The sequence below is a fragment of the Marinobacter changyiensis genome (assembly GCF_009193265.1).
GTDB lineage: Bacteria > Pseudomonadota > Gammaproteobacteria > Pseudomonadales > Oleiphilaceae > Marinobacter > Marinobacter changyiensis.
In genome coordinates this window covers 435434-456546 of sequence record NZ_VZZZ01000006.1, presented here as the reverse complement: position 1 = coordinate 456546, position 21113 = coordinate 435434, and the positions used below count along the sequence as shown (strand labels likewise).

The window sequence follows — 21113 nt, the reverse complement described above, 5'->3', positions numbered from 1 at the left end:
GTCCTCTCGGCTTTGCATGAGTCTTTTCCTTTCAGGTTTCGCCACCTTCAAGAAAAGGCCATGCGGGTCGGGAGGACAATCTATCCTGACAATTTACGGACTTTTAGCACTGTTACTGACAAGATTTCTAGTTGAGCCTTTTGCCAGTGATCAGAAGATAGTGCAACTCATCACTCAAGCAGGAGAGGTACTACTGTTTCAGATCCGAGTGCCGACTAATGACAACCGGCGCGATCATACTATTGAGGCGCTGGAAATTTTGGATGCCATCCTAACAGAGCGATTTGAGCGTCTGACGCGTTTGGCGAAACGCACCTTTGATATGCTGATCGTTCTGGGAAGTTTTGTCGGTAACGAAGGCGAGTGTTTTAACGCGTGCCACGACCTGGATATTTCGGAAGTTCCCCAAGATGTTTGTTTCTCTCGCAGTTCTACCATTCACAATGAGGTGGTCCATCTCACTGGGTGACATCTTGCAGGCCGATCAATCCTATATTATGCGTAGGTTTCACCGGTATTTTTTCTAAGAGCCTGCATAGACCTCGCAAAAATCGCAACCCCGAATGGTAGAGCTATCCTGTGGCCACCATCGCGGTACTTTTAACCGCATTATTGTAGAGATCCTGGAACGATAAGTTCGGGTCAGAAATGTAAAATCGAACATGACAAATAGGCCACAAACGGTAACCGGCATAAGACATATATTTTTTTTTTCGTGATAGCCTCTCAATAAATCATAGTGTTACTGAACCGGCTACCGACTCAGAGGAACAATGCTATCGACGAGCTTTTGACGCGCAAATTGAAACTGGCTGTTACTGGCAAGGTCTGATGCAGGACAAGGCTTTCTATACGCCAAGCCGTTTTCGACCGAGGAGTGCGGAGAATGCCTTCGACATGCAGTCTGGGAGTAGCTGTCCTTTAAAGTGGCGATTGGCTCAAAAGGGAACAGCGGATGGTTACGATCCCTTCCCGAAATTTATTAGTGCATTCGAGAACGCTGTATGACCTTTTACGTGTCGATCAGTTCGTCCTTACGCGCCGGTTTCACCGGCATCTTTGTCTTTCTTGGGGCCTGGATAGGTCTTGAACAAACCGTTACGCCGGATGGTATTGCCATCCTCTGGCCTGCCAACGCGGTACTTCTAACCGCATTATTGATGACATCATGGGAAGAGTGGCCGCTGATAACGTTTGCTGCCCTGATTGCTTTCAGTGCTGCAAGTTTGTCTGCCTCTTTTCCTCTATGGAGCGCGGCCCTGTTTGGCCTGGTTAACCTATTCGAAGTCTTATTCGCCGCTATTCTGATCCGCCGGTTCGCCGGTAAAGAATTTGAATTTCAATCGCTCAGGGGCAACATAGTATTCTTTCTGGCAGCGCCTCTGGTTGCGTGCTCCGTAGCCGCGATATTGGGCGCGGCTATTTATGAAGCCCTTGACCGAACGGAAAACCCCCTCGTGGTGCTCTGGCGGCTCTGGTGGTTTGGCGATGCCGTGGGGCTGGTTCTTCTCACCCCATTGCTGGTGTCCGCCTGGAATGCGGAAATATTCAGAAATCATTTTTTTAGTAAAAAGCGGCTAATGAATTTGGCCGAACTCGCCGTCATATGGGCCGGCGTTGCCATAACTGGCATTTTTGCCTTCCATACTGCTCGCGACGGAGACCTTTCATTTTTTCTTGCGCCCGTGCTGCTGCTGGGGTTTGCCACCTGGACTGCGGCCCGCCTCGATCTACTCGCAACCACATTGACCGTCTCATTAATTGCCGCCCTGTTCGTCGTTTTTCTTGTGCAGTCGACGCCTTTTTATACAGCGACCACGTCTCTCCAGGATGCAGTCTGGCTGACCCAGGAATACCTAGTGGTTATAAGCGTTATCGCCGTCGCGCTTTCAGGGCTGATGCAGAAAATCAGACAACAACGCGCCTCTCTTCAGCTTCAGGATCGCGCCATGGAGGCAAGCAATGACGCCATTTCCATTGTTGATGTGCATCAGGCTGGCATGCCGGTCATCTGGGTTAACCCAAGATTCGAAGAACTGTTTGGCTACAGCGCTGAGGAGATAGTTGGCCGGAACTGGGGGCTTCTTCAAGAAGGCATTCGCCAACAGTACGGCCTTGAAACCGTGGGCGAAGCGTTGGCCGACAAAAAACCCTGTCGGGCAGAACTCCAGAACTACACGAAAGATGGCGAGCCGCTCTGGATAGATTTCAGTCTGGCACCCGTCAGTGATCGCGCCGGGCGGGTCACGCACTATGTGGCCATCCATCATGATTGTACACAAGCCAAGAAAACTGAGGAGCGCCTGAAAGACGCCACTGATAGGCTCCAACGGCATAATGAATTACTGGAAGAAAAAGTGCAGGAGCGCACTGCCTTGCTACAGAAGGCTAACCAGGAGCTTGAGCAAGTCGCCTCAGTGGATTTCCTGACGGGCATCTCAAACCGCCGTCATTTCTACGAACTCGGTCAAAGAGAATTGACCCGACTGGGGTTGGATGGACGGACAGCAGTTCTGATCGCTTTTGATCTGGATAATTTCAAACCCATTAACGACACGTTCGGCCACGAGGCGGGTGATCAGGTTCTTCGACAGATTGTAACGCCGGTCGAGAACAATATTCGTTCAACCGATTCTTTTGGTCGGGTGGGAGGTGATGAATTTCTTATACTTTTCGCGGACACCTCGGCAAGCAAAGCCGCCGAGATAGCGGAACGTATCCGCACAGAGATCATGGAAATATCTCCTCATGGCTCTACCTCCTTCGGGGTCTCGGCGAGCTTCGGTGTTGCCGAGTGGGATCAGAGCTGTGATCTCAACCAATTGATACGCTGGGCGGATCTGGCTCTTTACCACGGTAAGAAGAAAGGGGGTAACCGTGTGCATACGTGGCAATCCGAAACTTGATCTACGCGTGCATATTCCCGAGCTTTTGCTTGCTCCATTCAACTAAACGAGTCTGACTCTTGCGGTCGTCGAACCTCCCCAAAATTCAGGAATTAAAAATCCGTCTGTCGGGTTTTCCATGAGCTTGGCAAGCGTCAGGCAGTCCGGAAATCTACAGCAGAATGTGTATATCGCTTACTACAACCGCATCATGCGCTACGACTTGCTGGCACAGTATCTGTTCGGCAGCACCGAGGAGGTCCAGGACTACGCCACTCATTGGCTCTGGCATTACAAATTTGAACGACCCAACATGGAACTCGGAGGAATTACTCCTAATCAGGCCGGAGATTGATGGTGATGTCGTGACCGGTTGAACGCGCCCCCGTTAAAAATGGGGAATTACCGATCAGCGAAGCAAAACCCGAGTGAAAGATACATAAATCAAGGTGCATCTGGGTCAATACCAGCTCAGTATTGAAACTTGCAAGGTGTGATAGCCGGGCGTTTACCTCTTTGAGCCTTTAGTAAGCCATGCGCCGGCAGGAATGGAGCAATTCTATCCGGCTTTTGGGGGTAACTCGGCTCGCCAGATTCGGAGGCTGATCATTCAGGAAGAGGGTAAGCCACGCCGGGTCGACGCAACATGGTGGTTCGATTGCACGGCAAATGGAGAACGGCTCGAAGTCGGAAAGCGCACCACCTTCAACGCCAGAAATCTTGATTCACCCTACTGGAAGGGAGCCTTACGCCATCACCGCGCAATAGTGGTTGCGACGGGGATAGGGGAGTCGAAAAAAATCGATGGTCGGAAGCATCAATATCTCATGGAAGGCACTCAGCCGTTTTTGCTTGCAGCCCTGTATCGACCGTTTCCGAATGGGCAGTACAGCTGCGCAGTGATCACCCGGGACGCCCACTTAGAGTTCGAACCCTACCACGATAAAGCCTTCCCCTTATTTCTGCCTCCGACGCGAGAATTTACGCACACGTGGCTTGCAGAAGACATTCTCCAAGCCAATGAGATCGATGACCTTTTGGAGCATCCGAGACTTTATGCCACGCTTCAGGTAGAAGAAGTGAAGACGTTCAAGAACGGAGCTATCTCGCCCAACGCAACTTTACTGGAGGCAGACAGGGAGGGGGAACTATAGATCAGCCAGAGTTTCTACCTTGCCCGGGGCAAATCACTCCAGCGCGTAGTGAAAGCCGGTGAGAGGTGTTCTCTTCGCATGGCCCAAGGCTGAACCCGCTGAGTCTGCCGGGCGAACTTTACGGTACCGGAGCCGCCAATCCGGTTGATATTATCCAGAGTGGTCATCAAAGCCTGGTCCTGCTCTGAGTCTCCTGTCCTGTCGAACATGTCGCCCTGACTCTTCATAGGTTCCCTGAAATCCATGAGCATGACGCCGGCTTTGTTGAACCGGAACCCATCACGCCAGAGCTGGGTAATCAGTTTGGTTGCAGCCAAGACAAGAACCCGAGTATCGCTACTGGGATAGGGCAAGGTCTGACTGGCGGAATTGCTGTAGCGCGGACCCTCTGCAAAACGGTTAGTAGAAAGGAATGCTGAAATTTGTCCAGCAACCCGTTCTTCACCCCGGATCTTCTCCGCTGCACGGGTTGCGAAACTTGTTACGGCTGCCAGCATATTATCCAGATCTGTCACCGGCTGTCCGAAGGATCGGCTGCATACGATCTGCTGCTTTGTCGGAGGTACTTCATCAATTTCCTGACAGGCTACGCCGCGCAACTCCCAGGCAGTACGCTCAACAACGACAGAGAAGTGACTCCGTATCCATGCAGGGTCCGCTCGGGACAGATCCAGGCCCGTGGCTATCCCGAGAGGTTTCAGCCGCTTGGCCAGACGTGAGCCGATTCCCCATATCTCTTCAACCGGCGTAATGGCCAACAGTTTTTGTTGTCGCTCAAGGCTCGTCAGGTCCACTACACCCCCGGTCTTGGGATACTGTTTTGCACCGTGGTTGGCGAGCTTGGCCAGAGTGAGGGTAGTCGATACACCAACGCAGATAGGCAGCCCCGTCCATTGCGCGACTCGGTCTTTTACCTGGTGGCCAAAGTCCAGCAGCGACATAGCAGATCTGACTCCGGTAAGGTCGAGAAAAGCCTCATCTATACTGTACGGCATGACTTTCGGCGACAACTCTTCAAGCGTCTGCATGAACCGGTCAGACATATCCCCGTAGAGTGCGTAGTTGGAGGAACACACGACAACGTTGTGCCGACGCACGAGGTCCCGAATCATAAAAAGTGGGGCACCCATCTTGATGCCAATCCGTTTGGCTTCCTTACTCCGAGCCACGGTACAGCCGTCGTTATTGGATAGCACAATGAGCGGCCGGCCGCGGTAAGCCGGCTGAAAGATCTGCTCCACGCTGGCGTAAAACGAATTGGCATCACATAACGCGTAAACGGTCACAGTCAGGACCTCGCCAGGGAATGTATGACATACGTCACTACTCCGAAGATTTCCAGTTCCGATTCACCAGATAGAATGATTGGGTTGTAGGCAGGGTTCTCAGCGATCAACTGCGGCGTGTCGCCGGTCAGGTGGAGTCTTTTACAGAGAAAATCACCGTTCAGGGACGCAATCACAATATGGTTGTGGAGTGCTTTGACGCTCCGATCGACAATCAAAATGTCACTATCGAAGATACCGGCGTTGACCATCGAATCCCCCTCGGCTCGCACAAGATAAGTGGCCGCGGGCCGGCGGATACACAATTCGTTCAGGTCGAGCGCTTTGTCCAGGTAGTCGATGGCTGGGCTTGGGAAGCCCGCCTGGACAGAATCTAGAAAAAACGGCAACGGTAGACCGGGTGTTTCACAATCGGCTCGGGAAAGGTATTTAATGAGCACAAGGGCTCCTCTCTAATACTGTATAGATATACAGTATAAAGGAAAGCGAGGGCTATGCCGAGTTGCACTGAAATTGATTTGAGAGAAGTTTTTTTCTAGCTCTGGTAACAGAGGAGCAGGGTCAATCTGACTAAGCAATGCACTCTTCAAAATCCCGATGGAAATTTCAAAACAGTGAAAGTGTCGCAGCAGCGTCGGTCCGGAATGGATTCAGTTTGTGGTCACTGACGACGATGAGTAAACTTCAACGCCTTCAAACGTCTGCAAATTTCAGGACGTCGGCCAGTGCGTAAGTCATCACAGCCACGTCCTTGGATTAAAGCTTCGATTGTGCAGAAGCATTGAAGTACGAAGCTACTCGAAAATAGGTCTGTATGTTATGCCGGGTTTACACTGCGGAGGATATTTACACATTATTGGCGCTTCCAGAATCCTTCCCCTCTTGTTATTCCTTGTAGGTTTCTCGTTCAGTATTACCGCTGATGCAGCCGTCGTTAAAATGTCGAACAGTGGTTTGTGCCATCCACCACAGAGCAGTTGGTACGAGCGAACCAAGAACTATCAGGCCTTTGATACGCTTGAAGCCTGCCTGGGTTCGGGCGGGGAGCTTCCAGCGGGACTTACCCGGCCATCGCTCGAAGGCTCTCAGGAACAGCTTAGTGAACAGCTAGACTACAAGCGATCAGCATTCGGTCACGGCTGGGATGACGTCGATGGTGACTGCCAGGATAGTCGTGCCGAAGCCCTCATCGCCACCTCAACCACGCACGTTCGATTTGCCGATGGCAATCGCTGCCGGGTGGTTAGCGGCCGCTGGATCAGTCCCTTCACAAATCGTGTGATTCAGAACGCTGGCGATATCGATATTGACCATGTGGTTCCATTGGCGTGGTCATGGGAGCGCGGAGCTTCGGAGTGGTCACAAGAAAAACGCGAGCGGTTCGCCAACGATCCGGTCAACCTGTTCCCTGTCGAATTGAGCTTGAATCGCAGTAAAGGTGCCCGGGGCCCGGATCAGTGGTTGCCACCGGGTAGTCAGTGCGGCTACGTCGTTCGAGTTGTGAGACAGTATGGCCTCAGGCCGAAATCCTCGGAAGCGGCATGGACGAGATCATTCCTGGATGATTGCCGGAATTGACCTGGAGCCGGGCTAGCAAAAACTCCAGTAAAATAGCGTAGATCGGGGCGACACTTGAGAGCAATCGGGTTAGTCCGCCTGATCATTGTCCTCCGTCCCTCCTTTTTCTCGATGTTTTTGCTTCACAGCATCAGCAATATCATTCACACAAAGGTCGCTTTCTCCGCTGCGTTCACCAGCTTCAACGGCCCTTTTCAATACTGCTCTTTCTTCCGCGCTCATGGTTTGAATCTCTCAGACATCAATAATGATAGGAGGATTGCTTGCTCGATAACGCTCTGTGCAAGTGGACGCGTTAGCGAACTTGACTCCGTCAGACTCTCTGATCGCAAAACCATAACTTTCGTGTATGTGTCCGCAGACGTGGACTTTCAGAGCTGGCAGTTCATCGATACGCTTTGCAAGGGGGTAGCAGCCGACGTGTTCACGAACGTCTGGCACGAAGTCGAAGATCTGGAATGCGGGGCCATGAGTGATAAGTACTTGGGTATCGCTGGGGATCAGAGCACGGTGCTCAAACATTTCTTCTTCTCTGGCGTTGAAAGCCATTTGGCGGAATACGGGAGACCAGGGTGACCCGAAGAATGTCAGTCCGTCGATCGTGACCGCTTCGTCTTGCAGGTAGGTGATACCCTGGTCACGACTCATCCCCCTGGCCCATTCCGGGTACCTCTCAAAGCAGAAATCGTGATTACCGGCAATGAGGATCTTATGCTTGTGCGGAAGAGCTCCGAGCCACCTCACGAAATCATCGAGCTGAGGCAGCGAGCCGGAGCCGGTGCAATCACCCGCATGCACCAAGACATCACCATCCGGTATCAGCGACATCTTATGGTGCAAGCTGTGAGTGTCAGAAATGCAGACCAGTCTCACTTTTTACTCTTCCGCTTCTCTTCTTCCATGCGCTTCCGGTTCCGCTCCATGGCCTCCGCGCTAAAGCCATCACCCAGCAGCGACTTCCACATCTTTCGGCTTCTCTCATACTCTTCTTTAAAATCATAGCCTTCCTCGATCTTTTTACTGATCGCCATTGACTCAGCCGCGCGGGCTTCAATCAGCTCTTTAATCGACGGTTTGCGCTTTGAAGACATAACAAAACCTCGATATCTAGTTCCTAATCCCAGGGATTTTCTGGACTCCCCAGCTCCCTCCCAACTGGCCCACCGACCGCACCTTGGAGCTCCAGCTTTTTGATCCAGTCTATTGCTATTTGATCCATGACTTCTGCTGGTATCTCCATAGTTAGAGTGTCCGTCGTCTTACCCCGAAAAGTCTCTTTCTCGACTTTGAATTCGGTAGGATTCTCAAGCTCAAGGAAGACTGTAGTCGGCTCTTCGCTCAAAAGCTCCTGCGTATAAAGATGGTGCTTCTCGCTGTAAGAGATTGAAGCTTTCGTGCTCATAATCTTCTCCGCCGACTTTATTGTGCTTGCGAACACCAATAGTATAAGACTACCAGAAGAGTTAATTTTTGTTACTTTGATATTGGAAAAGAGGGCCACGCCTGAAACACATGAGTATCAGGTGGGCGTAGAGCCGCCGGGTTACCTACTCATCTCCAAATTTTCCGACGCCCAGTTACTGTTTAACTGCTTCATCGATATGTTGAGAAGCGCGAAAGCCCTAGAGATAAAGCCGAGTTGCTGGTAATTCTGCGCTCGTCGATTTTAAGCACTGGTAATGATCTCTGCTTCGAACTTTACCGCGGTTGATTTTTGGAGGTGTAAGAAAAATAACCATCCGCCTCATAATGGGTAAGCTGACATAGAGGGGCTCAAACTGCATGCTTCATCCTGAAGACTAATGGAGTTCGGCTCAACTGATAACGCTATGGGGACGAAGTGAGTGAAGAAAATAATTCTGATTTGTCTTGATATTGAGGGAACTCTGATAAGCAATGCAGTGAGTCAGATTCCAAGACCGCACCTATACCACTTTTTGACCGAAGTTAATAAATTAGCGGATCTCGTGCTCTATACAAGTGTCAGCCCTACACGAACCAGGAAGATTCAAAATCTTTTCGTCGATGAAGGCGTTGTGCCGGACTGGTTTGGGAAGCTGGATGCGTTGCACCCAATTGGCACCACAAAGCCTAAAGCAGTGGCGGCATCTTATGCACCTACTGCTTCTCGAATCTTCTTAGTAGATGATCAGGAAGCGTGTATTGAAGAAATTGAACAGGATTGGTGGGTGGCTGTTCATGAATATCTTCCGCCTTATAATACAGATGATAAGGAGCTTCTGAGAGTTTTAGGGGAGCTTCAAATGAGGTGTATGACCTGCTCCCAACTTTCTAATCCATCCTGATCTTAGTAATGTTCATGTCTATGTCATCGTTGTAAACATAGTGGGGCTGTCGCTCTCACTTGATCATTGGGAGGGCGGAGCTCCTGCCTGTAGCACCTGGGTAAATTCAGTTGTTCATGTAAGGTGTCCACTAAAAATGAGTGGACACTATCCTGAAGGCGGCAAAGCCAGGCTCGGGATGCGATCACCCGACCGTTGTGAATCTTTGACAACGAGCATGCGCAGTCATGAATGTCCTATCATAGATTATGCGTGACACTTGTTACATCAGCTTGGTACACCGACTGGTGACACATGTAACATCTACAGTTTAATCCCTAAAGGTGACACAATGTTCCGTACCATCTGAATTTTTTCATCGCTTGTCGCTGTAGACGCTGCAATCAGTGAGCCGGAAGGTCACTCACTCACTCACCCATCCAAGAATCTTAGTTTTAATCAGGACATGCCGACACCCGTGAAATACCATTCCAAAGTCATGCGGGAAGTATTCGGCGACATCGAACACAAAGCCCAGCTGGAATTGCTGGCGCTGCTGCCGGAAGACCTGCGTGGGGATTTTGCCCCCTACATTCAGGAGTCTGGCTGGGATGCCGAGGTCAAACAGGTGGTCAAAGCGGCAGACCGGCTATCAGCCTGGCTCAAGTGCCAGGCTGAAATACGGGCAGGTAACAAGGAGTTTGAGCCAGCCGCCAGCCAGATCTACAAGCGACTGCAAGCCGAGGCACTGCCGGAAGTGCTTTATTTCCTGGAGGTGTTTGCGCCCAGCTACCAGCGGCCGCTGGACCATCTGCTGGAATAGTGAGTGCGGACCAAGGGTTGACCCGCACCGTTAACCGGTGTTGGCCGGGCTCAGCCAGCGGCACCGCTTGAGGCAACCATGCCGCCCCGCAGGCCATCCCGCTTGAGGGCCTGGCGGGCCACATCTTCCGGCGTACCGGCCATTTCCCGGAACATACCCATGGAGCCAAGCAGAGCTGACGACTCGTAGGGTACGAATACCCGCTCGCCGTCTTTTGCCATGTTGGGCAGCACCTTGATGTAGCTCTGGCCGAGCAGGTAACCCACTACGGTACGCTTGTTCTCCTCGCTCTCACCAATGGCACTGAGTACCAGCCTGATGGACTCCTGCTCGCCCTGGGCCCGCAGGATGGCTGACTGTTTGTCACCTTCAGCGTTGAGAATGGAAGACTCACGCTGGCCTTGAGCCATAGCAATGGCGGCGGATTTTTCACCCTCCGCTTCGGTTACCGTGGCCCGGCGCTTACGCTCAGCCGCCATCTGCAGACGCATGGCTTCTTCCACTTCTTCCGGCATGTTGATGTCCTGAACCTCCACCCGGGTCAGTTTGACCCCCCACTTGGAAGCCGCTTCTTCCATTTCCGCCTGGATCGCGCTGTTAACTTCGGCGCGGGATTCAAACAGCTTGTCCAACTCCATCTTGCCCACCACCGAACGCAGGGTGGTTTTGGCCAGCACTTCCACCGCCTGACTCATGTTGGCAACTTCGTATACGGCACGGCGCGGGTCGATAATCTGGTAGTAGAGTGCGCCGTTAATCTTCACTGTCACGTTATCGGTTGTCACGACCGGCTGGCCGGGAAAATCCATCACGGTTTCCCGGCGATCAATGCGGCTCTCTTCGCTGCTGGTGGCATGATACTCGTCGCCCAGTTTCACGTAGCGGATCATGGTGATGGCGCGGGGCCGCTCGATGAACGGAATAATGATGTTCACGCCGCTTTCCAGCACCCGGTTAAACGAGCCCAGACGCTCAATTACCATGACCTCCGATTGCCGGACAATCACCAGGCCTTTGGCAATGATCAGTATGCCAATAACGACAATAATCAGGCTCAGAATCAGGCCCGGTGTGAGGATGGTTTCCATAGTCAGTGCTCCTTGCTGATATCAACGCAACGCACGACGGCGGTAGTGCCGTCGAACTGCTCAAAAATAACTTCAGTGCCTTCCGGGAAGTCGGTTCGCCCGTGGTCCGCGGTTCTCAGGCGATAAAAATCACCGTTGATCTTGAGGCCAGTGGCGCCGTCGAAATCACGCTTTTGGGTGCGGTAGACGTTGCCTTGCTCCACGCCCGTGCCGGTGGTGCCATAATCCACGCCCCGGGGTGAAAAACGAGGTCGGATCACACGAATGGCAACCGGCACCAGCAACCCGGAAAGCACGCCCATCCCGATCAGTTGCCAGTAAAAAGGCACACCGAGAAAGGCCAGTAAGGCGGTCAAGGCGGCAGCAATGCCCAGGGCCAGCAAAACCAGCACGCCTGAGGTCAGTTCAGCCAGGCTGAGTACCAGGGCAAGAACCAGCCATAGGTGGGTAAGACTCCATTCCATCGTGAGTTCCAGTCAGTTGTTCAGATATCGGAGGGTGAGGTTGCAACCGGTGGCCTGAAGGACCAGCGCAAGAGGGTATCAGCATACCATGCGGGTATCGACTGCCACATCGTTCTGATGGGTTTGCTGGCCGTGGCGCCGGGTTCCGGCCGGATTTGTGCCATACCACACAGTAATTGACGTGAAAAAATACCCGATGATTAAAGTATCTGCTTTAATGAGCGCTCAAAAACAAGAGGCAGTCGATATGAAAGACCTGAACAAAAAGGTGGCGGTGGTTACCGGTGCAGGGTCCGGTATCGGGCGCGCCCTGGCAAAGGCGCTCGCTGCACGTGGATGCCGGCTGGCGTTATCGGATTTAAATGAAGCTGGTCTGAAACAGACCGCTGAGCTGTGCAACGCCATTGATGTAAAAACCTATCTGCTGGATGTGTCCGACCGGGACGCCATCTATGCCCACGCGGAAACGATCGTAAAAGATTTTGGCAACGTCAACCTGGTGATCAACAACGCCGGTGTGGCGCTGTCTGCCAGCGTTCGCGAAATGACCGATGACGATTTCAAATGGGTGATGGATATTGATTTCTGGGGCGTCGCCCACGGCACTCGTGCCTTCCTGCCCCATCTGATTGCCTCAGGCGATGGCCACGTGGTCAACATCTCCAGCGTGTTTGGCCTGATTGGTGTGCCCAAACAGAGTGCCTACAACGCCGCCAAATTCGCCGTTCGCGGGTTTACTGAAGCCTTGCGACAGGAAATGAAACTGGAAAATCAGCCGGTGGCGGTCAGTTGTGTACACCCCGGCGGTATTCGGACCAACATTGCCAACGCCGCCCGTATGGGCAAGTCCGAGAATACCGAAGCCCAGCGCAAGAGCTTTGACAAACTGGCCGTCACGACACCGGAGAAAGCGGCTAAAGTCATTGTAAAAGGCATTCTGAAAAATCAATCCCGCATCCTCGTTGGCCCCGACGCCTGGGGTATCGAAGTCATCAATCGGGTGCTTGGCTCTGCCTATCAGCCCTTGGTGGAACGCTTCTCCCGTAAGAATCTCTACACTTGAGAATGATGGGAGACGCCGCGAAACCGGGCGTGTTTATGGCACCCTGTTCCCTCAGGACCTATACTCGGTCTAGGGAATGTAGATTGCCGTGAGGCCTGGCCCGGGGGTTGTCATGGCGGGCTAGCCGACAAGGGGTCTATAGTATTTCATGAAAGACATTATCCACGGTGATTCAGATCCGTCGCTCAAAGACAGCCGCATGGGCCTGAGAGATCGGCACCGACGCTCGATTATGCGCCTAGTTTTTGGTGCCACCGGCCTGACGCTGGTGATTTTCGCCTTTCTGCAGATGCTTAATAACAACGTCGCGCTTGCCCTGTTTGAATTGGTCGCCGGCATTATTGCCATTTTTGGCGCTTTGCGGATTGAGAACTCACCCTACCTGCTGCGCTGGATACACGGCTACCTGATCGCCACATTCAGCTTACTTATCTTCATCATTGCGATGCCGAGTGTGTCCGAATCAGCGTTTGTCTGGGTTTTCATAATGCCAATCCTGTCGTATCTGCTGCTCGGACGTTGGGCGGGCTTTCTGCTGGCGGTGCCCTTCATGCTGGTTGGCGGGTACTTCTACTACCTGCAGCTTGGGGCATTGAATAACGCCCAAGCGATGATTGACCTGCTGAATCCCGTCCTTTGCGCCATCTTTATGGTCATGTTCATGCACATCTATGAAACCCATCGGGCCGAGGCTCAGGACAAGCTCGTCGTAATGGCTGAGACGGATGCCCTGACAGGTCTGGCAAACCGCAGCAATTTCAAGTCCACTCTTGATCGCACCATCAACGAAGCCTTACGCAGCAACACCACGTTTGCCCTCGTACTGATGGACCTCGACCACTTTAAGGTCATCAACGATACGCTTGGCCATAACGCCGGCGACGAGGTGCTCCAACACATCAGCACGCTGCTCGCCGAACGGCTGCGCGGGACCGACTTTGTCGGCCGTCTGGGTGGCGAAGAGTTCGGACTGATACTACGTGACGTCAGCAGCCCGGAGGCCTTCGAGGTAGTGGATAACCTGCGTCAGCGTATTGAAAACAGCTCTGTGACCTACGACACCCAAGAAGTGAAACTGACCGCCTCTTTCGGCATTTCTTATTGGCCCAGAGATGCCAGAAAACTCAGTGACCTTTACCTGATGGCAGATCGAAGACTTTACAGCAGTAAACGCGCAGGCCGGAATAGGGTGGTGGAATATGACGAAATTTCGCCTGGTAGTTCGTCTGCCGAGCAAGATGCCTCCATTATCGGGTAAGATGTCGGTTATAACGTCCATTTAAACCAGAAACCTGCCAGGCATTGCCTCCCACTTTTCAAAAGGCCCTATGAAAATACCAAAACGATTACAGCCCCTTGTTGATGACGGCATGGTAGACGAGGTTCTGTTCCAACTGATGAGCGGTAAGGAAGCCCAGGTATACGTAGTGCGCTGCGGTGACCAGATCCGCTGTGCAAAAGTCTTCAAGGAAGCCCAGAAACGTAGCTTCAAACAGGCAGTGCAGTACCAGGAAGGCCGCAAGGTAAGAAACACCCGCCGCGCCCGGGCCATGAGTAAGAAAACCAAATACGGCCAGAAAGAGCAGGAAGACGCCTGGCTGAACGCCGAAGTTGATGCTCTCTACCGACTCGCCGCCGCGGGCGTGCGCGTGCCAGAGCCGCATGGATTTGTTGACGGCGTGCTGTTGATGGAGCTGGTCAAGGACGTAGAGGGCAAAGCCGCTCCCCGCCTCGACGATGTCACCCTGGCCCCGGAACAGGCCAGGGACTACCACGCCCAGGTTATTGCAGAAGTGGTGCGCATGCTCAGCGCTGGTCTGATTCATGGTGACCTTTCCGAATTCAACGTACTGGTCGACACCCGGGGCCCGGTGATCATCGACCTGCCCCAGGCGGTCAACGCCTCCGGTAACAACAACGCCGAAAGCATGCTGGAGCGGGACGTTGACAATATGCGCCGCTACTTCGGACGTTTCGCCCCCGAACTGCTCGGCACCGACTACGGCAAGGAAATCTGGGCACTCTACGAAACCGGCGACCTGCACCCAGACAGCAAACTTACCGGCTGCTTCCAGCACGACACCACCAGTGCTGATGTCGGCGAGCTAATGGCCGTCATCGACGCCGCCAAAGAAGAAGAACTGGAACGCCAGGCACGGATGCAGGATGAAGACGACGAGGACTAGTGTCCTGCCTGGCCAATTTCTTGACCCGCTGGCGCTTCGGCAACAGTGAAAGCAAGGCGGGGCAGTTCCGCTGTCAGCACGGCGTTTTGCTGTAGTAGGTTGATCCCACATGGTTGATCTGGCCCGGATGTGCGGTGTATTGCATGCAGCGATGGCCGACAAGGCCTGTGCGGTGGCGAAGAACTGCAGCAACTATGCATTTGATACCGACGCAATCGAAGCGTCAGATTTGGGCTTGCTGAGAGCCAACATAGAGGGCCGGACGCATCCATTGGCAGCCCTGTTCGGTTTCGCTCGGGTAAAATAGTCATCATGAGTACGTCTACACCCATTATCGCTGTCATCGGAGCCGGCCCTGCCGGCTTGATGGCAGCCGAAGTCATCGCGCGCGCCGGCTTTTCCGTGGCCGTGTTCGATGCCAAACCAAGCGCCGGGCGCAAGCTGTTGCGGGCGGGCAGTGGTGGCCTGAACCTTACCCATGGTGAGCCTCTTTCGGCCTTCGTTGACCGTTACGCCGAACGCACGGGGCAGGTTGCTCCGATGTTGGATCGGTTTGGTCCGTCACAATTACTGGACTGGGTTCACGGACTCGGTATCGAAACCTTTGTTGGCTCCTCCCAGCGGATTTTCCCCGTCGACAAGAAAGCCGCACCGCTGCTGCGTGCCTGGCTGACACGTCTGCGCGGCCTGGGAGTGCACTTCCACATGCGCTGGCGCTGGGTGGGTTGGCAGGATGGCGCCTTGCAATTCGATACCCCTGATGGCACACAGGTTGTTCACGCCCACGCCACGGTAATGGCGATGGGTGGCGCCAGCTGGCCTGAGCTTGGCTCCGACGGTAGGTGGGTATCACCGCTGGAGCAACAGGGCATCCTGGTCGCGCCCCTGAAGCCGAGCAACTGTGGTTTTCAGGTGGCCTGGAGCGACCACTTCCGGGAGCGGTTTGCGCGGCAGCCGATCAAGTCGGTGCGAGGGCGTCTGGGCAGTGCCAACTCGAATAAAGACGCCTGGCATAGCGGTGAGCTGATGGTCACGGAAGAAGGCCTGGAAGGAGGGCTGATCTATGCGTTGTCTGCGCCTGCGCGGGAGGCGGTGGCGCAGAACGGCCACACCACGTTATTACTCGATCTGAATCCGGGCCGGTCCGAAGCCCAGCTGGCCGAGCGCTTATCCCAACCCCAGGGCCGACGTTCACTGGCCAGGCATTTGAAGAGCAAAGCCGGGATCGAGGGCGTGAAAGCGGGTTTGCTGAGGGAGTTCTGCGACCACAATGTGATGAATGACCCGCATCAGCTTGCCCGTCATATCAAGCAACTTCCCGTTCCTCTGGGAAAACCCTTTGCTATTGCCAGGGCCATTAGCAGTGCTGGTGGCGTGCGTTTCGAGGATCTGACGCAGGAGTTGATGCTGAAAGCGTTGCCGGGAGTCTTCTGTGCGGGGGAAATGCTTGATTGGGAAGCGCCCACGGGCGGATATCTGCTGACAGGCTGTTTCACCAGCGGTTGGATAGCGGGGACTGGCGTGGCCACTTTTTTGCGGGTTGTTGAACAATCCGGGACACGCTGACAAAAAAAGGCCCGGCTATTAACCGGGCCTTTGCATATTGCCGGACAAACCTTACCGGATACAGCTTACATTCGGCTGCGTCCGGTAGAAGTCTGGTGCTACTTACGCCAGTTCAAAACGATCGGCGTCCATGACCTGGGTCCAGGCAGCGACAAAGTCCTTAACGAACTTCTCTTTCGCGTCAGCCTGGGCATATACCTCAGCGATGGCGCGTAGCTGCGAGTTGGAACCGAAGACCAGGTCCGCACGGGTACCGGTCCACTTCACTTCGCCGGTCTTGCGATCCTTGCCTTCAAACAGGTCGCCGTCCTTGGACGTCGGCTGCCACTGGGTGTTCATGTCGGTCAGGTTCACGAAAAAGTCGTTCGTGAGCTTGCCCGGTGTTTTGGTGAACACACCATGCTGGGACTGCTGGTAGTTGGCATCCAGCACCCGCAGGCCACCAACCAATACGGTCATTTGCGGTGCACTCAGGCCCAGCAACTGCGCCTTGTCGATCATCATCTCTTCAGCAGAGACGGTGAACGCAGTCCGGCTGTAGTTACGGAAACCATCCGCTTCCGGCTTCAGCGGATCGAAAGACTCCGCGTCGGTCAGTTCCTGGGTGGTGTCTGAACGGCCCGGAGTGAAAGGTACGTCCACATTCTGGCCCGCGTCTTTCGCCGCCTGCTCAACTGCAGCGGTGCCGCCGAGTACGATCAGGTCTGCCAGCGACACTTTCTTCGAGCCGGATTGGGCGTCCTTGAAAGCCTTCTGAATGCCTTCCAGCGTCTGCAGCACTTTTGCAAGCTGCTCTGGCTGGTTTACTTCCCAGTCCTTCTGTGGCGCCAGGCGGATGCGGGCACCGTTGGCACCGCCGCGCATGTCGGAACCACGGAAGGTAGAAGCCGAGGACCAGGCGGTGTAGACCAGCTCAGAGCTGCTCAGGCCTGAGGCCAGGATTTTGCTCTTCAGTTCTGCGATATCCTGGCTGTTGATCACTTCGTGATCGACCGCCGGAACCGGGTCTTGCCAGAGCAGGTCTTCAGCCGGTACTTCCGGGCCGAGATACCGTGATTTCGGGCCCATGTCACGGTGAGTCAGTTTGAACCAGGCACGAGCAAAGGCGTCGGCGAACTCCTCCGGATTCTTGTGGAAGTGCTCGGAAATCTTGCGGTATTCAGGATCTTCCCGCATCGCCATGTCAGCGGTAGACATCATGAGATGGACGCGCCTGGATGGATCCTCCGCATCCGGAGCGTGGTCCTTGTCTGCCAGACCCTTGGCTTGCCACTGCTGGGCACCGGCGGGGCTCTTGGTGAGTTCCCACTCGTAGCCGAACAGGATATCAAAGTAGCTCATGTCCCATTTGGTCGGGGTTGGCGTCCAGGCACCTTCAAGACCACTGGTAATGGTGTCACGGCCTTTGCCGCTACCGTGGGTGTTTTGCCAGCCAAAGCCCATGGCCTCCATCGGAGCGGCTTCTGGCTCAGGCCCTACGTTGGCAGGATCACCGGCACCGTGGGTTTTACCGAAGGTGTGACCTCCTGCGGTCAGGGCGACGGTCTCGTAATCGTTCATCGCCATGCGGGCAAAGGTTTCGCGGATGTCGCGGGCCGAAGCCAGCGGGTCTGCGTTACCGTCCGGGCCTTCCGGGTTAACGTAAATCAGACCCATCTGGACAGCGGCCAGCGGGTTTTCGAGCTCACGGTCACCGGAGTAACGGCTATTGGGCTTGTCGCTTGTGGCCAGCCACTCTTCCTCGGCACCCCAGTAGATATCTTCTTCCGGCTGGAAAATATCGGCACGACCACCGGCGAAACCAAAGGTTTTGAAGCCCATGGATTCCAGCGCGACGTTGCCGGACAGCACGAACAGATCCGCCCAGGAGAGCTTGTTGCCATACTTCTGCTTGATCGGCCACAGCAGACGACGGGCCTTGTCGAGGTTGCCGTTATCGGGCCAGCTGTTGAGAGGCGCAAAACGCTGGTTGCCAGATCCGGCGCCGCCACGACCATCACCGGTACGGTAGGTACCTGCTGCGTGCCATGCCATACGAATGAAGAACGGACCATAGTGGCCGTAATCCGCTGGCCACCATTCCTGAGGGTCGGTCATCAGGTTGGTGAGGTCTTGCTTGACCGCTGCCAGGTCAAGTTTTTTGAATTCTTCAGCATAATCAAAGTTTTCACCCAGAGGATTGGACTTCGGCGAATGCTGATGCAAAATTGAAAGGTTAAGCTGATTTGGCCACCAGAAGCTGTTACCAATGGCTTTGCCGCCCATCCGGGTTCGTGACCCGTGCATGACCGGGCACTTGCCCCCTGATTCTGTATTGATGTCCAACGCGTCCATATTTTGTTCTCCAACTCTTGGGAAGTTTGTTTGCGGAATTGAACCGTAGCTAAACTATAGAACAACTGTTGTCTATTGGTTAAAGTTGTTTTGTATACTGTTATAATAGTTTTTTCCTATGTATAAATCCGGTTTCAGTTCAATTGCTTGCAATCTCAGAGTTTCAAGAATGAAATGAGGTTTGAGCATCGTTCAAATACAGCGACAGAGAGGGTTTTCGCCCATGATCCCCAGCACCATGAAAGCCATGGTTCTTACCGGCCATGGCGGTGTCGACGCACTGAAATATCAGGATATGCCCGTGCCAGAACCGGCGCCGGGTCAGGTTTTAGTGCAGGTAACAGCAACCGCCAAGAACAACACCGACCGGAAGGCCCGGGAAGGGCTCTACCCCACCAGAAAAGGGGAAATGCAGTCCTTTCAGATGGGCGGCAAGCCGACTCTGATTTTCCCCCGGATTCAGGGTGCGGATATCGCCGGCCGTGTCGTGGCGGTGGGTGAAGGGGTGCATGAAAGTCGCATTGGTGAGCGCGGTCTGCTGGATTTCAACATCTACACCGATGACCGCCGGGATATTAACCTGACGCCAGATTATTACGGCCACGGAGCAGACGGAGGCTACGCGGAATACGTGGTCCTGCCGTCGGATCAGTTTTATCACATTCCCAATCCGGAGTTGTCCGATGCCGAGCTGGCATCAATGGGGATGTGCTCCTACCAGACCGCCATGCATATGCTGACTTCGGCCAATATCCAGGCTGGGGAGCGGGTGCTGGTGACCGGTGCCAGTGGTGGCGTGGGAACCGCCCTGATTCAGCTTTGCCGCATTATTGGTGCTGTGCCCTATGCCCTCAGTCAGCAGGACAAAGCCGTACCGCTCTTGGCGTTGGGGGCGGAGGCGGTGCTGGACCGCACCGATATGGACAGCTTTGTTGACCGGGTAAAAGAGGCCACCGGCGGCCAACCGATGACTGCGGTGATGGATCTGGTGGGGGGCGAGATGACCGACCGGTTCATCGATATCATGATCTTCGACATGAACGCCCGCAGCACCTACCCGCGCCTCAGCATTGCCGGGGCGAGTGGTGGCAACATCAGCGAGATTCTCTGGACCCGGATTTATCTCTACCAGGTACAGATCTTTGGCGTCTCACACGGTACCCGGGAAGAAGCGGAGCAATTGATGGCGTGGATTCGTGGCGGCCAGTTGAAGCCCGTGCTCCACGGCGCTTTCCGGCTATCGGATCTGCATCACGCGGAGGAATACTTCGTAAACCGGGGCAGCAACTACCTCGGTAAGATTGTCATTGTGCCGGACTCGCAATGGCAGGAGCATGGCAAACCCTACGCCCTTATCGACGAATAAAAGCGTCTTATCGCGCAATGTTGCGGAAAGTCAGGACCGCACGAATAAAGTCCTAGATAAAGAACCGTGCTATCCAACTCCTGCGTCAGACTGACCGGCGGTCAGCGAAATTGCGTATGAGCCTGGCTACGCGGACCTGTCAGACTTCAGCCATGCGTTTTGCAACCTAACCCGACATTCTTCAAACCTTTGCTTAAGGGTAGCTATGAACAACAGACCGGACACACACAGCAAAATCATCGGTTACCTGCTCTGGATCTTCGGGTTTCTGGGTGCCCACCGTTTTTATTACGGCAAGCCCATCACCGGAACGATCTGGTTCTTTACCTTGGGGTTACTGTTTATCGGCTGGATTATCGACCTGTTCCTGATCCCGGCCATGGACCGGGAAGCAGACAGCCGTTTCAACGAAGGCGATACCAGCTACAACATCAGCTGGATTCTGCTGACTTTTCTCGGCGTATTCGGCGTCCATCGCATGTACATGGGTAAATGGATTACTGGCATCATCTACCTGCTCACCGGCGGCCTGTTTCTCATCGGTGTGCTGTATGATTTCTGGACTCTGAACAGCCAGATCTCAGACAAGAACGCGGGCCTGCTTCAGGGCGGGCAGGCAAACAGATTGTTCAACCAATAGTTTAACGGCCCACCGAACCACAGTCAGGCAGCCTGCTCGCTGCGGCCGGCCACCGGGATTTCCAGCCGCACCTGATCACCGTCCACCAGAGCACGGAAGACGGGGACCCGGACATCCTCATGTTCCAGGCATTGCCCGGTCAGCAGGCTGAAGTGCTGTTTGTAGATCGGCGAGGCCACCACCGGCTCTCCTTTGATGTCGCCGGTGATGCCCCGGGCCAGCACATCGGCGCCGCTGCAGGGGTCGAAGTGACCGATGGCGAACAGGGCCGGCAAGCGCTCCGGCAGGTAGAACAGGGCGACCGGGCCGTTGCTGGTCCAGACGGCGATGCCGGAATCCGGCACCAGGTCGCTGACATCACAGACGATATCCCATTGGGTACGTGGTTTCATAAG

General features: G+C 54.2%; 22 protein-coding genes and 2 pseudogenes. 14 read left to right on the top strand and 10 right to left on the bottom strand.

All coding sequences use genetic code 11. From position 1 onward, the window contains the following. The 4 genes and pseudogenes from F6Y09_RS17885 to F6Y09_RS17870 form a co-directional block, all read left to right on the top strand. Positions 1 to 469, top strand: a pseudogene (locus F6Y09_RS17885) (hypothetical protein); the annotation flags it as partial. A 535-nt stretch (positions 470 to 1004) separates the two neighbouring features. Continuing rightward, positions 1005 to 2906, top strand: a complete 1902-nt coding sequence (locus F6Y09_RS17880; RefSeq protein ID WP_152208290.1) for a sensor domain-containing diguanylate cyclase — start codon at positions 1005 to 1007, stop codon at positions 2904 to 2906. 118 nt (positions 2907 to 3024) lie between these two features. Beyond that, positions 3025 to 3240: an integrase core domain-containing protein gene (locus F6Y09_RS17875; protein ID WP_152208289.1), complete on the top strand. Its 216-nt coding sequence runs from the start codon at positions 3025 to 3027 to the stop codon at positions 3238 to 3240. Between the two features lie 193 nt (positions 3241 to 3433). Then, complete coding sequence (locus F6Y09_RS17870; protein ID WP_152208288.1) at positions 3434 to 4039, top strand: SOS response-associated peptidase family protein; 606 nt, start codon at positions 3434 to 3436, stop codon at positions 4037 to 4039. A 14-nt stretch (positions 4040 to 4053) separates the two neighbouring features. Here F6Y09_RS17870 and umuC read toward each other — a convergent pair whose 3' ends face one another. Next, on the bottom strand, positions 4054 to 5325 hold the full coding sequence (gene umuC / locus F6Y09_RS17865; protein WP_152208287.1) for a translesion error-prone DNA polymerase V subunit UmuC: 1272 nt from the start codon (positions 5323 to 5325) through the stop codon (positions 4054 to 4056). 2 nt (positions 5326 to 5327) lie between these two features. Then, positions 5328 to 5765, bottom strand: coding sequence for a translesion error-prone DNA polymerase V autoproteolytic subunit (gene umuD, locus F6Y09_RS17860; RefSeq protein ID WP_152208286.1), 438 nt, complete (start codon positions 5763 to 5765; stop codon positions 5328 to 5330). Between the two features lie 499 nt (positions 5766 to 6264). On the opposite strand from umuD, the gene F6Y09_RS17855 reads away from it, so the two are divergent. After that, on the top strand, positions 6265 to 6903 hold the full coding sequence (locus F6Y09_RS17855; protein WP_152208285.1) for an HNH endonuclease family protein: 639 nt from the start codon (positions 6265 to 6267) through the stop codon (positions 6901 to 6903). 69 nt (positions 6904 to 6972) lie between these two features. On the opposite strand, the gene F6Y09_RS20210 is transcribed toward F6Y09_RS17855, so the two are convergent. The 4 genes from F6Y09_RS20210 to F6Y09_RS17840 are packed head-to-tail and all read right to left on the bottom strand — an operon-like array spanning position 6973 to position 8305. Continuing rightward, positions 6973 to 7125, bottom strand: coding sequence for a hypothetical protein (locus F6Y09_RS20210; protein WP_179959460.1), 153 nt, complete (start codon positions 7123 to 7125; stop codon positions 6973 to 6975). A 12-nt stretch (positions 7126 to 7137) separates the two neighbouring features. After that, positions 7138 to 7776, bottom strand: a complete 639-nt coding sequence (locus tag F6Y09_RS17850; protein ID WP_152208284.1) for a metallophosphatase domain-containing protein — start codon at positions 7774 to 7776, stop codon at positions 7138 to 7140. Continuing rightward, positions 7773 to 7994 carry a hypothetical protein gene (locus F6Y09_RS17845; RefSeq protein WP_152208283.1) on the bottom strand — a complete coding sequence of 74 codons (222 nt, stop codon included), beginning with the start codon at positions 7992 to 7994 and terminating at the stop codon, positions 7773 to 7775. The genes F6Y09_RS17850 and F6Y09_RS17845 overlap by 4 nt, the downstream gene beginning before the upstream one ends. A gap of 23 nt (positions 7995 to 8017) precedes the next feature. Next, positions 8018 to 8305 carry a hypothetical protein gene (locus tag F6Y09_RS17840; RefSeq protein WP_152208282.1) on the bottom strand — a complete coding sequence of 96 codons (288 nt, stop codon included), beginning with the start codon at positions 8303 to 8305 and terminating at the stop codon, positions 8018 to 8020. 442 nt (positions 8306 to 8747) lie between these two features. Between F6Y09_RS17840 and F6Y09_RS17835 the strand changes: the two genes are divergently transcribed. Continuing rightward, positions 8748 to 9209, top strand: a complete 462-nt coding sequence (locus tag F6Y09_RS17835) for an NIF family HAD-type phosphatase (protein ID WP_152208281.1) — start codon at positions 8748 to 8750, stop codon at positions 9207 to 9209. A 442-nt stretch (positions 9210 to 9651) separates the two neighbouring features. Next, positions 9652 to 10011 (top strand): annotated as a pseudogene (gene yfbR / locus F6Y09_RS17830) (5'-deoxynucleotidase); the annotation flags it as partial. 50 nt (positions 10012 to 10061) lie between these two features. Here yfbR and F6Y09_RS17825 read toward each other — a convergent pair. After that, a complete protein-coding gene (locus F6Y09_RS17825; protein WP_152208279.1) occupies positions 10062 to 11099 on the bottom strand; it encodes an SPFH domain-containing protein in 1038 nt (345 codons plus the stop codon). A 2-nt stretch (positions 11100 to 11101) separates the two neighbouring features. Beyond that, positions 11102 to 11563 (bottom strand): NfeD family protein, encoded by a 462-nt coding sequence (locus F6Y09_RS17820; RefSeq protein ID WP_152208278.1) that lies wholly within the window; start codon positions 11561 to 11563, stop codon positions 11102 to 11104. A 247-nt stretch (positions 11564 to 11810) separates the two neighbouring features. Here F6Y09_RS17820 and F6Y09_RS17815 point away from each other — a divergent pair, with 247 nt between their 5' ends. The 5 genes from F6Y09_RS17815 (at position 11811) to F6Y09_RS17795 (ending at position 16378) form a co-directional block, all read left to right on the top strand. Beyond that, a complete protein-coding gene (locus tag F6Y09_RS17815; protein ID WP_152208277.1) occupies positions 11811 to 12626 on the top strand; it encodes an SDR family NAD(P)-dependent oxidoreductase in 816 nt (271 codons plus the stop codon). A 148-nt stretch (positions 12627 to 12774) separates the two neighbouring features. Continuing rightward, complete coding sequence (locus tag F6Y09_RS17810) at positions 12775 to 13884, top strand: GGDEF domain-containing protein (RefSeq protein ID WP_152208276.1); 1110 nt, start codon at positions 12775 to 12777, stop codon at positions 13882 to 13884. 70 nt (positions 13885 to 13954) lie between these two features. Further along, complete coding sequence (locus F6Y09_RS17805) at positions 13955 to 14812, top strand: PA4780 family RIO1-like protein kinase (RefSeq protein WP_152208275.1); 858 nt, start codon at positions 13955 to 13957, stop codon at positions 14810 to 14812. Between the two features lie 109 nt (positions 14813 to 14921). Beyond that, entirely contained in the window at positions 14922 to 15119 is a 198-nt protein-coding gene (locus tag F6Y09_RS17800) for a hypothetical protein (protein ID WP_152208274.1), read from the top strand. Positions 15120 to 15124: 5 nt separating this feature from the next. After that, positions 15125 to 16378 carry a TIGR03862 family flavoprotein gene (locus F6Y09_RS17795; protein WP_152208273.1) on the top strand — a complete coding sequence of 418 codons (1254 nt, stop codon included), beginning with the start codon at positions 15125 to 15127 and terminating at the stop codon, positions 16376 to 16378. A 102-nt stretch (positions 16379 to 16480) separates the two neighbouring features. Here the strand turns inward: F6Y09_RS17795 and katG are convergent, their stop codons facing one another. Next, positions 16481 to 18712, bottom strand: a complete 2232-nt coding sequence (gene katG / locus F6Y09_RS17790) for a catalase/peroxidase HPI (protein ID WP_281348226.1) — start codon at positions 18710 to 18712, stop codon at positions 16481 to 16483. 223 nt (positions 18713 to 18935) lie between these two features. Here katG and F6Y09_RS17785 point away from each other — a divergent pair, with 223 nt between their 5' ends. Further along, positions 18936 to 20078 carry an alcohol dehydrogenase catalytic domain-containing protein gene (locus F6Y09_RS17785; RefSeq protein WP_152208272.1) on the top strand — a complete coding sequence of 381 codons (1143 nt, stop codon included), beginning with the start codon at positions 18936 to 18938 and terminating at the stop codon, positions 20076 to 20078. 205 nt (positions 20079 to 20283) lie between these two features. Next, positions 20284 to 20718, top strand: coding sequence for an NINE protein (locus tag F6Y09_RS17780; protein WP_152208271.1), 435 nt, complete (start codon positions 20284 to 20286; stop codon positions 20716 to 20718). A 23-nt stretch (positions 20719 to 20741) separates the two neighbouring features. On the opposite strand, the gene nirD is transcribed toward F6Y09_RS17780, so the two are convergent. Beyond that, entirely contained in the window at positions 20742 to 21110 is a 369-nt protein-coding gene (nirD, locus tag F6Y09_RS17775) for a nitrite reductase small subunit NirD (RefSeq protein ID WP_152208270.1), read from the bottom strand. Positions 21111 to 21113: the final 3 nt, after the last annotated feature.

Bases quoted from the DNA above. Each gene is read 5' to 3' on its own strand.
- F6Y09_RS17825 (WP_152208279.1), bottom strand. From the start codon at position 11,099: ATGGAAACCATCCTCACACCGGGCCTGATTCTGAGCCTGATTATTGTC.
- F6Y09_RS17805 (WP_152208275.1), top strand. From the start codon at position 13,955: ATGAAAATACCAAAACGATTACAGCCCCTTGTTGATGACGGCATGGTA.
- F6Y09_RS20210 (WP_179959460.1), bottom strand. From the start codon at position 7,125: ATGAGCGCGGAAGAAAGAGCAGTATTGAAAAGGGCCGTTGAAGCTGGT.
- F6Y09_RS17840 (WP_152208282.1), bottom strand. From the start codon at position 8,305: ATGAGCACGAAAGCTTCAATCTCTTACAGCGAGAAGCACCATCTTTAT.
- F6Y09_RS17810 (WP_152208276.1), top strand. From the start codon at position 12,775: ATGAAAGACATTATCCACGGTGATTCAGATCCGTCGCTCAAAGACAGC.
- F6Y09_RS17785 (WP_152208272.1), top strand. From the start codon at position 18,936: ATGATCCCCAGCACCATGAAAGCCATGGTTCTTACCGGCCATGGCGGT.
- F6Y09_RS17845 (WP_152208283.1), bottom strand. From the start codon at position 7,994: ATGTCTTCAAAGCGCAAACCGTCGATTAAAGAGCTGATTGAAGCCCGC.
- F6Y09_RS17855 (WP_152208285.1), top strand. From the start codon at position 6,265: ATGTCGAACAGTGGTTTGTGCCATCCACCACAGAGCAGTTGGTACGAG.
- F6Y09_RS17800 (WP_152208274.1), top strand. From the start codon at position 14,922: ATGGTTGATCTGGCCCGGATGTGCGGTGTATTGCATGCAGCGATGGCC.
- F6Y09_RS17780 (WP_152208271.1), top strand. From the start codon at position 20,284: ATGAACAACAGACCGGACACACACAGCAAAATCATCGGTTACCTGCTC.
- katG (WP_281348226.1), bottom strand. From the start codon at position 18,712: ATGGACGCGTTGGACATCAATACAGAATCAGGGGGCAAGTGCCCGGTC.
- F6Y09_RS17870 (WP_152208288.1), top strand. From the start codon at position 3,434: ATGGAGCAATTCTATCCGGCTTTTGGGGGTAACTCGGCTCGCCAGATT.
- F6Y09_RS17875 (WP_152208289.1), top strand. From the start codon at position 3,025: ATGAGCTTGGCAAGCGTCAGGCAGTCCGGAAATCTACAGCAGAATGTG.
- F6Y09_RS17880 (WP_152208290.1), top strand. From the start codon at position 1,005: ATGACCTTTTACGTGTCGATCAGTTCGTCCTTACGCGCCGGTTTCACC.
- F6Y09_RS17795 (WP_152208273.1), top strand. From the start codon at position 15,125: ATGAGTACGTCTACACCCATTATCGCTGTCATCGGAGCCGGCCCTGCC.
- F6Y09_RS17815 (WP_152208277.1), top strand. From the start codon at position 11,811: ATGAAAGACCTGAACAAAAAGGTGGCGGTGGTTACCGGTGCAGGGTCC.
- nirD (WP_152208270.1), bottom strand. From the start codon at position 21,110: ATGAAACCACGTACCCAATGGGATATCGTCTGTGATGTCAGCGACCTG.
- F6Y09_RS17820 (WP_152208278.1), bottom strand. From the start codon at position 11,563: ATGGAATGGAGTCTTACCCACCTATGGCTGGTTCTTGCCCTGGTACTC.